General features: G+C 70.3%; 10 protein-coding genes. 9 read left to right on the forward strand and 1 reads right to left on the reverse strand.

The window, feature by feature from the left end; translation table 11 throughout:
• Window positions 1–75 precede the first annotated feature (75 nt).
• The 9 genes from DPV74_RS33290 to DPV74_RS33330 all read left to right on the forward strand — a co-directional run bounded on the left by DPV74_RS33290 (window position 76) and on the right by DPV74_RS33330 (window position 10810).
• Window positions 76–1041, forward strand: a complete 966-nt coding sequence (locus tag DPV74_RS33290; RefSeq protein ID WP_240440057.1) for an amidohydrolase family protein — start codon at window positions 76–78, stop codon at window positions 1039–1041.
• Between the two features lie 165 nt (window positions 1042–1206).
• Entirely contained in the window at window positions 1207–2331 is a 1125-nt protein-coding gene (locus DPV74_RS33295; protein ID WP_119338722.1) for an FAD-dependent monooxygenase, read from the forward strand.
• Between the two features lie 169 nt (window positions 2332–2500).
• Complete coding sequence (locus tag DPV74_RS33300; RefSeq protein ID WP_162923205.1) at window positions 2501–2746, forward strand: hypothetical protein; 246 nt, start codon at window positions 2501–2503, stop codon at window positions 2744–2746.
• The gene (locus DPV74_RS33305) at window positions 2743–4023 is read left to right on the forward strand and encodes a cytochrome c (protein ID WP_059693322.1); all 1281 of its coding nucleotides are present in this window, start codon (window positions 2743–2745) and stop codon (window positions 4021–4023) included. Before DPV74_RS33300 ends, DPV74_RS33305 begins: the two co-directional genes overlap by 4 nt.
• Complete coding sequence (locus DPV74_RS33310) at window positions 4020–4520, forward strand: (2Fe-2S)-binding protein (protein ID WP_119338723.1); 501 nt, start codon at window positions 4020–4022, stop codon at window positions 4518–4520. Before DPV74_RS33305 ends, DPV74_RS33310 begins: the two co-directional genes overlap by 4 nt.
• A complete protein-coding gene (locus DPV74_RS33315; RefSeq protein ID WP_119338724.1) occupies window positions 4520–6781 on the forward strand; it encodes a molybdopterin cofactor-binding domain-containing protein in 2262 nt (753 codons plus the stop codon). The genes DPV74_RS33310 and DPV74_RS33315 overlap by 1 nt, the downstream gene beginning before the upstream one ends.
• A 75-nt stretch (window positions 6782–6856) precedes the next feature.
• The gene (locus DPV74_RS33320) at window positions 6857–7774 is read left to right on the forward strand and encodes a LysR family transcriptional regulator (RefSeq protein WP_059693325.1); all 918 of its coding nucleotides are present in this window, start codon (window positions 6857–6859) and stop codon (window positions 7772–7774) included.
• Between the two features lie 530 nt (window positions 7775–8304).
• Window positions 8305–9522 (forward strand): MFS transporter, encoded by a 1218-nt coding sequence (locus tag DPV74_RS33325; protein ID WP_119338725.1) that lies wholly within the window; start codon window positions 8305–8307, stop codon window positions 9520–9522.
• A 175-nt stretch (window positions 9523–9697) separates the two neighbouring features.
• The gene (locus tag DPV74_RS33330; RefSeq protein ID WP_119338726.1) at window positions 9698–10810 is read left to right on the forward strand and encodes an alkene reductase; all 1113 of its coding nucleotides are present in this window, start codon (window positions 9698–9700) and stop codon (window positions 10808–10810) included.
• 79 nt (window positions 10811–10889) lie between these two features.
• On the opposite strand, the gene DPV74_RS33335 is transcribed toward DPV74_RS33330, so the two are convergent.
• Window positions 10890–11561 (reverse strand): phosphohydrolase, encoded by a 672-nt coding sequence (locus tag DPV74_RS33335; RefSeq protein ID WP_119338727.1) that lies wholly within the window; start codon window positions 11559–11561, stop codon window positions 10890–10892.
• Window positions 11562–11796 lie beyond the last annotated feature (235 nt).

Genomic DNA, 11796 nt, shown 5'->3' on the forward strand with positions numbered 1-11796 from the left:
GGACAGTCCGCGTCGGCCGCCGGCAGCGCCGGCACCCCGGCCGCGCTGCCGCCGCACCGGCCGCGCTCGATCGACATCCACGCGCATTACTACCCGGAAAGCTTCTGCGACCTGGTCGGCGGCGAAGGCAAGCGCTTCGGCGGCTCGTTCGTGTGCGACGACACGTCGTTCACGTTCCGCACGCCCGCCGGCGGCCTCGGCCCGCTGCCGATGAAGTTCATCGACATCGACGCGCGGCTCAAGGACATGGATGCGTCCGGCGTCGACGTGCAGGCGCTGTCGCTCAGCGTGCCGATGGCGTACTGGGGCGACCGGCCGTTCAACGCGAAGCTCGCGCGCGACTGGAATGCATCGGCGTCGCGCGTCTACCAGCGGCACCCGACGCGCTTCGTCGTGCTCGCGACGCTGCCGATGCTGAACGCGGCCGACGCGATCGACGAACTCGAACGCGCCGCGCAATTGCCGGGTGTGCGCGGCGTGTACATGGGCACCAACATCGACAACCGCGATCTCGACGATCCGCTGTTCGCGCCCGTGTTCGCCCGCATCGAGCAGCTGGGCCTGCCGGTGTTCCTGCATCCGCAGCAGACGGTCGGCGGCGCGCGGCTCGGTGATTTCTACCTCAGCAACCTGCTCGGCAACCCGTTCGATACCGCGATCGCAGGCTCGCACCTGATCCTCGGCGGCGTGCTCGACCGCTACCCGACGCTGGAGATCACGTTGCCGCATGCGGGCGGCGCGCTGCCGATCCTCGTCGGGCGCCTCGACGCGGGCTGGACCGTGCGGGCCGAAACGCGCCGGCTCGCGCAGAAGCCCAGCAGCTACCTGCGGCGCTTCAGCTATGACACGGTGTCGCATTCGGGCCCCGTGCTGAACTTCCTGATCGAGAACGTCGGCGTGGACCGGCTCGTGCTCGGCAGCGACTACTGTTTCGACATGGGCTACGAGCAGCCGGTGCGCTTTCTCGACCGTGTCGACCTGAGCGCGCAGCAGCGCGCGATGATCCTCGGCGGCAATGCGGGCAAGCTGCTGCGGATCTAGCGGGCCGGCGCGCGGCGGCCTGCCCGCCGCGCTTGCACCGTCGGCGCAGCCCGCGGCCGGACATGGCAAGATCCGCAGCAGCCGTGGCCGCAGGCGCGCGGCGCCGTGCATCACGACGCCTGGCCGGCGGCGCACGCCATCGGCCGCACACCGGAGTCACCCACGATGAAGATAGTCATTGCAGGCGGATCGATCGCCGGTCTCGCGGCCGCGCTGACGCTCGACTGCGTCGGACACGACGTGACGGTCTGCGAACGCTCGCCGTCGCCGCTGCGCGGCCAGGGCGGCGGCGTGGCCGTGTTGCGCCGGATGATGGCGTTTCTCGAACAGCATGGCCGGCATTGCCGCCACGCGATCAGCGTGCCGACACACCGGCGGCGCTGGATCGATCGCGACGGCATCGTCACGCGCGACGAGCCCGAGATGCTGCCGTTTTCGTCGTGGGACGCCGTCTACCGCTCGCTGTGCGAAACGCTGCCGCACGGGCGCATCCGGTACGGCCGCACGGTCACCGGCTTCGACCAGGACGCGGACGGCGTCGACGTCCACCTCGGCGACGAGCACCTCCGCGCGGACGTGCTGATCGCCGCCGACGGGGCCGGCTCGACCCTGCGCGCGCAGCTCTTTCCCGGTTACGCGCCGTCGTTCGCCGGTTACCTCGCGTGGCGCGGGATCGTCGACGAAGCGGATTTCGACGCCGCGTCGATCGCGCCGCTGGTCGAGAACATGACGCTGCACAAGGCGCCGGGCGAGCTGTTCATGGCGTTCCTGATTCCCGCGCTCGACGGCTCGCTCGTGCCGGGCACGCGCCGCTTCAACTGGCTGTGGTATCGCAACGAAGCCGATCGCGACGCGCTGCGCCACCACCTGACCGATCGGGCCGGCCACGTCCATCACGCGTCCGTGCATCCGGGGCAGCTCGCCGACGACGTCGTCGCGACGCTGCGGCAACTCGCCGGCGAACGCCTGCCGGCCCTGCTCGCGCAACTGGTGCACGCGACGCGCATGCCGTTCAACCAGGCGATCTTCGATGCGTTGAGCCCCGCGTTCGTCGATGGCCGCGTCGCGCTGATCGGCGATGCGGCGTGCACCGTGCGCCCGCATACCGCATCAGGCACGTCGAAGGCCGCGAGCGATGCTGTGTCGCTCGCCGAAGCGCTGCCGGCGGACGCGACCGACGTCGTCGCGCGCCTCGCGCAATGGTCGGCGCGACGGCGCGACGAAGTGACGTCGCTGCTCGATAAGGGCCCGCAGCTGGCCGCGGCGTTCGGCCTCGGCACACCGCGCTGACGCGGCGGCGCCCGCGCCGGGCCGCGTCGCGGCGGGGTTCAGAACGTTTCAGCGCCGTTTCAGGAAATGCCGCCGACGCCCACGTAGACTGCCCTCCATCATCCGCCTCGCACACGATGACGCGATTGCGTCATTGCCCGCGCGGCCTCCCCATACCTGGAGCAACGACATGATCTCCGCCGCGAACCGCTGCCACCGGGCCGCCTCGCCATGGCCGGATCGCCCGGCGATGCGCCGCCGTCATCCGGCCGCGTCGACCGGAACGACCGCCACCGGCACGCGCGAGCCCGACCTTCCATCCTGCCCCGCGTGCCGCGGCAGCCGAAACCGCGCCGTCGCGCGCGGCCGGCATCCGCGCCATTGCCCCGCCGCTCGAACGATCGCCGGCGAACCGGTTCGCGTGGAGCGCGCATGAAGCACAAACGACTCTGGTTCGGCGCGGCCGGCATCGCGGTCGTCGGCCTGGCGGTCGCGATCGGCATCATGGTCAAGCCGTCGATCGCGCCGATCGATCCGCCCGCCCGCGCGTCGTTCGATCCGCAACTCGTTCGCGCCGGCGCGCGCGTGGTCGCGCTCGGCGATTGCGTCGTGTGCCACACCGCGAACGACGGCAAGCCGTTCGCCGGCGGGCTGCCGCTCGCGACGCCGTTCGGCACGATCTACGCGACCAACATCACGCCGGATGCCGATACCGGCATCGGCCGCTGGTCGCGCGACGCGTTCGCACGCGCGCTGCGCAGCGGGATCGCCCGCGACGGCCATCCGCTCTACCCGGCATTTCCGTACATCCACTTCACGCGGATGTCCGACGACGACATCACGGCCGCCTATGCGTACCTGATGACCCGCGAACCGGTGCGGACGAAAACGCCGCCGAACGACCTGATCTTCCCGCTGAACTTCCGGCCGCTGGTCGCGTTCTGGAACGTGCTGTTCCTGCGCGAAGGCGCGTACCGGCCCGACCCGTCGCAATCCGCGCAATGGAATCGCGGCAAGCTGCTCGTCGACGGCCTCGGGCACTGCGCGTCGTGCCATTCGCCGCTCAATGCGATCGGCGGCGAACAGGCCGGCAAGGCGTTCGACGGCGGCATCGTCGACGGCTGGGAGGCGCCGCCGCTCAATGCGCTCGGCAGCGCGGTCAAGCCGTGGACGCAGGCGCAGCTCGTCACCTACCTGCGCACCGGCCGCGCGAGCGAGCACGGCGCGGCGGCCGGCCCGATGCTGCCCGTCACGCGCGATCTCGCGACCGTGCCGCAGGAAGACGTCGAGGCGATCGCCGCATACATCCTGTCGATCCAGAAGCCGGCGGCCGCCCGGCCCGCGACGGCTGGTGCCGGACACGGCCCGACGACGCCCGCCGGCCAGCGCGGCGCGGTGCTGTTCCAGGCGTCGTGCGCACAGTGCCACGGGCCGGCAGCGCCGATGCAGTCGATCGGCGAACGGCCGACGCTCGCGTTCAGCACGGCCGTCGCCGCCGATACGCCGCGCAACGCGATCCAGATGATGTTCAACGGGATCGGCTGGCACGGCGAAGACACGCTGAACTACATGCCGTCGTTCATCGACCAGTACGACGACGCGCAGATCGCGGACCTCGCCGCGTACCTGCGGGAAACGTATTCCGATCGTCCCGCGTGGAGCGGCGTCGACACCCTGGCCGCGAAGCTCAGAAAGGAGGACAGCGCGCGATGATCACCCTCACCGTCAACGGCGTGCGGCACACGCTCGACATCGATCCGTCCACGCCGCTGCTGTACGCGCTGCGCAACGACCTGCACCTGCACGGCGCGAAGTTCGGCTGCGGCCTCGGGCAATGCGGCGCATGCACCGTGATCGTCGACGACAAGCCGATGTTCTCGTGCCTGATTCCGGTGTCCGCGCTCGGCGAGCGCCGCGTGCGGACCCTCGAAAGCCTCGGCACCGCCGGGCATCCGGGCAAGCTGCAGCAGGCGTTCATCGATCACCAGGCCGCGCAGTGCGGGTATTGCATCGCGGGCATGATCATGCGCGCGCAGGCGCTGCTCGAGCGCAACCCGAAACCCACCGAACACGAACTGCGCACCGAGATGGAACCGAACCTGTGCCGCTGCGGCACGCACATGCGGATCCTGGCGGCGATCCGCCAGGTCGCCGGCCTGCCCGACCCGGAGCCGGCCGCCGCGCCCGTCATGATCAGCAAGGGACTCTGATGAACCCACCCGACGACATCGACGAAAGCCGCCGGCACTTCATGGTTTCCGGCGCGCTCTTCGTCGCGTTCAGCCTCGCGCCGGTCACGCGCGCCGCCGCGCAGCTCGTGATCGCGGACGAAGGCGCCGCCGTCCACGTCGCCAAGGCGACCGAAACGCTGGCCGGCAGCCTGAAGACCAACCCGCTGCTGGACGCATGGATCAAGATCACGCCCGACGGCAAGGTCACCGTGTTCACCGGCAAGGTGGAGCTCGGCACCGGCGTGCGGACCGCGCTGCTGCAGGTGGCGGCCGAGGAGCTGAACATGAAGCCCTCGCTGATCACGTTCCTGACGGCCGACACCGGCGCATCGCCGGACGAGGGCCTGACGGCCGGCAGCCACACGATGGCCGACAGCGGCTCCGCGTTGCTGAACGCGGCCGCGCAGGTGCGCGGGCTGCTGGTCGACGGCGCGGCGAAACAGTTCGGCGTCGAGGCGCGCACGCTCACCGTCGCCGACGCGGTGATCAAGGCGCCGGACGGCCGCACGATGCGCTACGGCGACGCGGTGCGCACGGTCGACCTGCACCGCAACGCGACGCCGACGTCGCCGCTGAAGCCGCCGGCCACGTTCTCGGTGATCGGCACGTCGCTGCCGCGCGTGGACATTCCGAACAAGGTCACGGGCGGCGTCAGCTACGTGCAGGACATGGAGCTGCCCGGCATGCTGCACGCGCGTGTCGTGATGCCGCCCGTGTACGACGCGAAGCTGCTGTCGTTCGACGAAGCCGCGATCCTGAAGATGCCGGGCGTGGTGCGGATCGTGCGCAACGGCAGCATGCTCGCGGTCGTCGCGCAAGGCGAATGGCAGGCGGTCGTCGCGCAGCGCGCACTGGCCGCCGGCAGCCGCTGGTCGCCCGGCCGCGCGCTGCCCGAGCGCGGCACCGTGCACCAGGACCTGAAGCGGATCGCGACGCAGCGCATCGAGATCGCGAACACGAAGGGCAACACCGCGCCGGCCACGAAGACGCTGTCCGCGACGTTCCTGAAGAACTACCTGCTGCACGGCTCGATCGGGCCGTCGTGCTCGGTCGCGCATCTCGAGAACGGCATGCTGACCGTGTGGACCCACTCGCAGGGCGTGTATCCGCTGCGCGACGCGCTCGCCGAGATGCTGTCGATGCCGAAGGCGAGCGTGCGCTGCATCCACACCGAGGGTTCCGGCTGCTACGGGCACAACGGCGCGGACGACGTGGCCGCGCATGCGGCACTGATCGCGGCGGCGCTGCCCGGCAAGCCGATCCGCGTGCAATGGATGCGCGAGCAGGAACATACGTGGGACCACTTCACGCCCGCGATGGTCACCGAGCTCAGCGCGTCGCTCGACGCGAGCGGCCATATCGTCGACTGGAACTACGCGCTGTGGAGCAGCTCGCACAACGAACGGATCGTCAATGCGGGCCGGCTGCTGCCCGCGCGGATGCTCGAGCCGCCGTTCGTGCCCGCGCCGTCGACGCCGATGCTGCAGCCCGAGGGCGGCGGCGATCGCAACGCGATCCCGCTGTACGCACTGCCGACCATGCACATCGTCAACAACTTCTCGCCGACGATGCCGCTGCAGACCTCGGCGATGCGCTCGCTCGGCGCGCACACCAACGTGTGGGCGATCGAGAGCTTCATGGACGAGCTGGCGCACGCCGCCGGCGTCGATCCGGTCGAATTCCGGCTGCGGCACTTGCAGGATCACCGCGCGAGCCAGGTGATCAAGCTCGCCGCGACGAAATTCGGCTGGCCCCGGCCGCCGCGCGAACGCAACCGCGGCGTTGGTTTCGCGTTCGGCAAATACAAGAACCTGATGGCCTACGTCGCGATGGCGGTCGAGATCACGGTCGTGCCGGAAACGGGCCACGTGACGCTCGAGCGCGCGGAAGTGGCCGTCGACGCGGGCCAGGTCGTGTCGCCGGACGGCATCCGCAACCAGATCGAAGGCGGCATCGTGCAGGCCGCGAGCTGGACACTGTACGAGGCGCTGAAATACGATACGCAGCGCATCCGCAGCTTCGACTGGAGCAGCTACCCGATCCTGCGTTTCGGCACGGCACCGCAAAGCATCAAGGTGCACCTGATCAACCGCCCGGGCGCGCCGTTCCTCGGCGCGGCCGAGGCGTCGATGGGGCCGACCGCGGGCGCGCTGGCCAACGCGATTTTCGATGCGACCGGCCAGCGGATGCGCGAAATGCCGTTCGCGGGCGACGGGCTCAGGAAGCGCATCGACGCGTAGCGGCGGTACCCCGACATAAAAGCCGCGCCGGCATGCACCGGCGCAGGCAACGAACAGGCTGGAGATTTCCGAACGATGGATACCTTGCTTTCGATGCGCGTGTTCACGCGCATCGTCGAAACGGGCAGCTTCACGCGCGCGTCCGACACGACCGGGCTGACGACGCCGCGCGTATCCGCGCTGCTGAGCACGCTCGAACAGCATCTCGGCTGCCGGCTGCTGAACCGCACCACCCGCCGGATCTCGCTGACCGAGGACGGACAGGCCTACTACGAGCGCTGCATCGGCGTGCTGCGCGAGATCGACGACATGGAGGCGGCCGTCTCGCAGGCGCGCAACGTGCCGCGCGGCCGCCTGAAGGTGAACCTGCCGCCGGCGATGGCCAAGCAGATCATGGTGCCCGCGCTGCCCGAGTTTCTCGCCGCGCATCCGGGCATCTCGGTCGAACTCGGCGTGACCGACCGGCAGATCGACCTCGTCGGCGAAGGCGTCGATTGCGTCGTGCGCATCGGCGCGCTCGACGACTCGGGGCTGGTCGCGAAACGGATCGGCAGCCTGACCACCTGCACGTGCGCGGCGCCCGCGTATCTCGAGCGCTGCGGCGCGCCCGAAACCGTCGACGATCTCACGCAGCACATCGCGGTCAGCCACATGTCGGCCGATACGGGCCGGCCGCGGCCGTGGGACTACGTGGTCGACGGCGAAACGCGCATCATGCAGATGTGCGGCACCGTCGCGGTCAACGATGCCGACACCTACATCGCATGCGGCCTCGCCGGCATCGGCCTGATCAAGACCTCGCTGTACCTGGTCGAGCCGTACCTGCAATCGGGGCGCCTGCGCGAGGTGCTGACCGATTTCAACACGCCGCCGCGGCCGATCTCGATCCTGTATCCGCCCAACCGGCATACGCCCGTCAAGCTCAAGGTGTTCGTCGACTGGCTCGCCGGGCTGTTCGCGCAGATTCCGACGCTGCAGGGGCAGCGCCGCTGACGCCCGCCGTCGATGCCCGTCGCTGAAACCGCGCGGCCGCGCCCGCGCGCGCACCGCATCGATCAAGTGAATTAAGACGCGGTTTAGGACTATTCAGTCCGCCCGATCCAGACTGCTCTCAGGGGCCTTGCGATCCGCGATATCCGCGCCGGAGGCCCGTTTCGAGAGGCCCGACATGACGATCGCGACCGCCGGCCCGTCCGTCCAGGACGTTTTCGATGTCCTCGACCCCGCGTTCGCGCACGCGCCGCCTCGCAGCGGCCGCCCTCGCCCTCGCCGACATGCGGCTCGCGACCGGTCTCGGCCTCGCCCCCTCACATGAATCCGCACGCGCTCCGACCCCTTTGCGTGGCACGCAAAGCTCGATTGCGCGCCGGCCGTATTCCCTTGTTATCGATCGATCAATAACCTTGACGGCAATGCGGCGGCTTGCGTTTCGCCGCGGCGAACACCGGAACAACCGAACACCCGTATCCCATCACGCCCGCCCGACGACCGGGCACCCGACATCTCTTTCGAAGGAGTCGACCATGTCAGCAGAATCCACCCAGCTCGCTGCCCACGGGCACGCAGCCAAGCTCACGCAGGGCCTCATCCTGCTGTTCGCGTTCAGTTGCGGCGCGATCGTCGCGAACCTGTACTACGCACAGCCGATCACCGAACTCATCGCGCCCAGCCTGCACATGTCCGGCGCAACCGCGAGCCTGATCGTGTCGCTGACGCAGATCGGCTACGCGTTCGGCCTGTTCTTCATCGTGCCGCTCGGCGACCTGCTCGAGAACCGCAAGCTGATGATCGTCACGGCCGTCGTGTCGATCGCGAGCCTCGCGGCGGCGGCCGTCGTGCAGACGCCCGGGCTGTTCCTCGCGATCTCGCTGCTGATCGGCTTCAGCTCGGTCGCGGTGCAGATCCTGGTGCCGCTCGCCGCGCACCTCGCGCCCGACCATTCGCGTGGCCGCGTGGTCGGCACGATCATGGGCGGGCTGCTGCTCGGCATCCTGCTCGCGCGCCCGCTGTCGAGCGTGGTGGCCGACGCGTTCGGCTGGCGCTTCGTGTTCGCGGCCGCCGCGGTGCTGATGACGCTCGTGACCGCCGTGCTCGCGCTGACGATCCCGTCGCGCCAGCCCGATCACCGCGCGACCTATTTCGAGCTGATCGGCTCGCTGCTGCACCTGGTCCGCACGATGCCGGTGCTGCGCCATCGCGCGTTCTACCAGGGCCTGATGTTCGCGTCGTTCAGCCTGTTCTGGACCGCCGTGCCGGTCGAGCTCACGCGCCACTACGGGCTGTCGCAATCGGCCATCGGCCTGTTCGCGCTGGTCGGGGCGATCGGCGCGACGTCGGCCCCGGTCGCCGGCCGCCTCGCCGATGCCGGCCACGGCGTGCGGGCGACGCTGATCGCGCTGGTTGCCGGCGCGCTGTCGTACGCAGTCGCGCTGATCCACGGCGCCGGCCTGTACGGCCTCGTCGTCACCGGCATCGTGCTCGACTTCGCGGTGCAGATGAACATGGTGCTCGGCCAGCGCGAGATCTATGCGCTGCACGCGGCAAGCCGCAACCGGCTGAACGCGCTGTACATGACGAGCATCTTCGTCGGCGGCGCGATCGGCTCCGCGCTCGCGAGCCCGCTGTACGAACACGGCGGCTGGCCGCTCGTGGCCGCGGTGGCCGGCGCGTTCCCGGTCGTCGCGCTCGCCCACTACCTCGCGATCGGGCGTCCGCACGCACGACGCCACGCCCAGTCCTGAACCGGCGCCGGCACCGGTTCACGCGCGGCGCCCTCCGGGCCGCTCGCGCGCCGGAACGCTGCCGGCACGTTACCCCCGTCTTTCTTTCCCGAACTTTCCGCAGGGCCCGCCGCCTGACCGGTCGCCACCACGCGACACGCGGCGCCGCCCTGCCTCACGCAAAAAGGAATCCATCATGTCTTCCCTGCTCAGCCGCTACGACCTGCGCGGCCTGCCGCTTCCCAACCGCGTCGTGATGGGGCCAATGACGCGCTCGCGCGCGCCGTCGCGCGGCCAGCCGACCGAACTGATGGCCGAGTACTACGCGCAGCGCGCGTCCGCCGGCCTGATCGTGACCGAGGCGACCAACGTCAGCCCGGCTTCCGCCGCGTTCGAACTGACGCCGGGGCTCGTCACCGACGAGCAGGCGGCCGGCTGGAAGCAAGTCACCGACGCCGTGCATGCGAACGGCGGCCGGATCTTCGCGCAGCTGTGGCACGGCGGCCGCGTGAGTTCGCTGACGCTGCTCGGCGGCGACGCGCCGCTGTCGCCGTCCGGCGTCAACGACGATCTCGAGCAATTGCAGGTGTGGGCGCAGTTGCAGAACGGCTATTACACGAAGATTCACGCGACGCCGTCGCGCGCGATGACGACGGACGAGGTGGCCGACACGGTCGACGAATTCCGCGACGCGGCCGTACGCGCGATGGCGGCCGGCTTCGACGGCGTCGAGATCCACGCGGCCAACGGCTACCTGCCGCACCAGTTCCTGTCGTCGACGCTGAACCGCCGCGACGACCGATACGGCGGCTCGGTCGCGAACCGTGCGCGCTTCCTCGAGGAGATCGTCGACGCCGTCGGCGCCGTGATGCCGCTCAGCCGCGTGGGCGTGCGCATCTCGCCGTACGCGAAATACAACAACGTGCGTGACGCGGATCCGGATACGACGTACGCGTACGTCGGCCGCATGCTCGACGAAGCAGGCGTCGCCTATGTGCACGCGGCGGACACCAACGGCTGGAGCGGCGAGCCCGACCTGCCGCGCATCGTCGCGAACACGCGCAAGCATTTCGGCGGCACGCTGATCGTCAACGGCGGCATCGCGCCGGATGCTGCGAATGCGCTGATCGACGCGGGCGACGCCGATCTCGTCGCGTTCGCGCGTGCGTACATCGCGAACCCCGATCTGGTCGAACGCCTTGCGGCGAACGCACCCCTCGCCGCGCCGAAGGCGGTCGGCTGGTACGGCGGCGACCGCGCGGGCTACGTCGACTATGCGCGTCACGATGCCGCGGGCGTGAGTGCGTAAGCGCCCGGGTGCGCAGGCGCGCGAGCGCCTGTGCACCCGGCTCACGCCGCCGGAGCCAGCCGGAACCCGCAGGACGCCGTCAGGCGTCCTGCCAGCGCGCGCCGAGCACGCGCCCGCAGAAATTCAGCCGGTGGAAATCCGGATCGGCGCGTTCGAGCACGTCGGCGCTCCACGTGCCGAACGTCGACGCCGGCCGGTGCGCGACGCCGCGCGCGACCGCATCGAGGAACGCGTCGCCGAAGCCTTCGCCGCGCGGGTAGGCGGCGAGCAGCGCGCGCCGCTCGTCGGCCGAATACGCGTCGAAATCGGTGGCCATCAGGTCGGTCGAGACGGCGGCCGCCAGCACGCGCGCGAGCGGCGACACGCGCGCGGCCACGCCGGGCGTCGTATGCAGCGCGATCGCGTGCCACACGTCGTCGCGCAGGCGCTGCGACGTCTGGTGGCGCAGCAGGAACGTATCGGCGGCATCGGCGCTGTCGAGCTCGTAGCGCGCGGCCGAGCGGCCATACGCGGTGCTCAGTCCCATGTTCGCGTACATCGCGGCCACGTAAAGCGCATCGGCATCGCAGGTCTCGCCGGCACGCCGCGCGGCCAGCGACGCAAGCACGAACACCCGGCTCGCATGCCCGGTGATCGCCCGCGGCAGCGACGCGCGGGCTGCTTCGGCCGCTTCGATCGCCATCGGCGTCCGCGGAATGCGGACACCGGCGACTTCGTCGTCGGCCGACGCGCACGTGTGCGCAGAACTCATCTCGTCTCCTTCTGCCCCTCGCCGGGGGCGGAAAATTGTCCATGCCTCGCGCGGCCCGCGCCGACGCAGCCGGCGCGGGCACGCCGGCGGCCGGTACGGCGTCGGCCTAATACGCGAAACCGGGGTAACCCGATGCTTCGCACTGCTCGGCGGTTTCCATCGCGGCCGCATGCAGGCGCTGCACGAACGTGCGCCCGAGCCCGCGCGCGGCACCGGCCGCCGCCGGCCGTGCTGG

This window comes from Burkholderia sp. HAN2018 (assembly GCF_024704855.1).
GTDB classification, from domain to species: domain Bacteria; phylum Pseudomonadota; class Gammaproteobacteria; order Burkholderiales; family Burkholderiaceae; genus Burkholderia; species Burkholderia cepacia.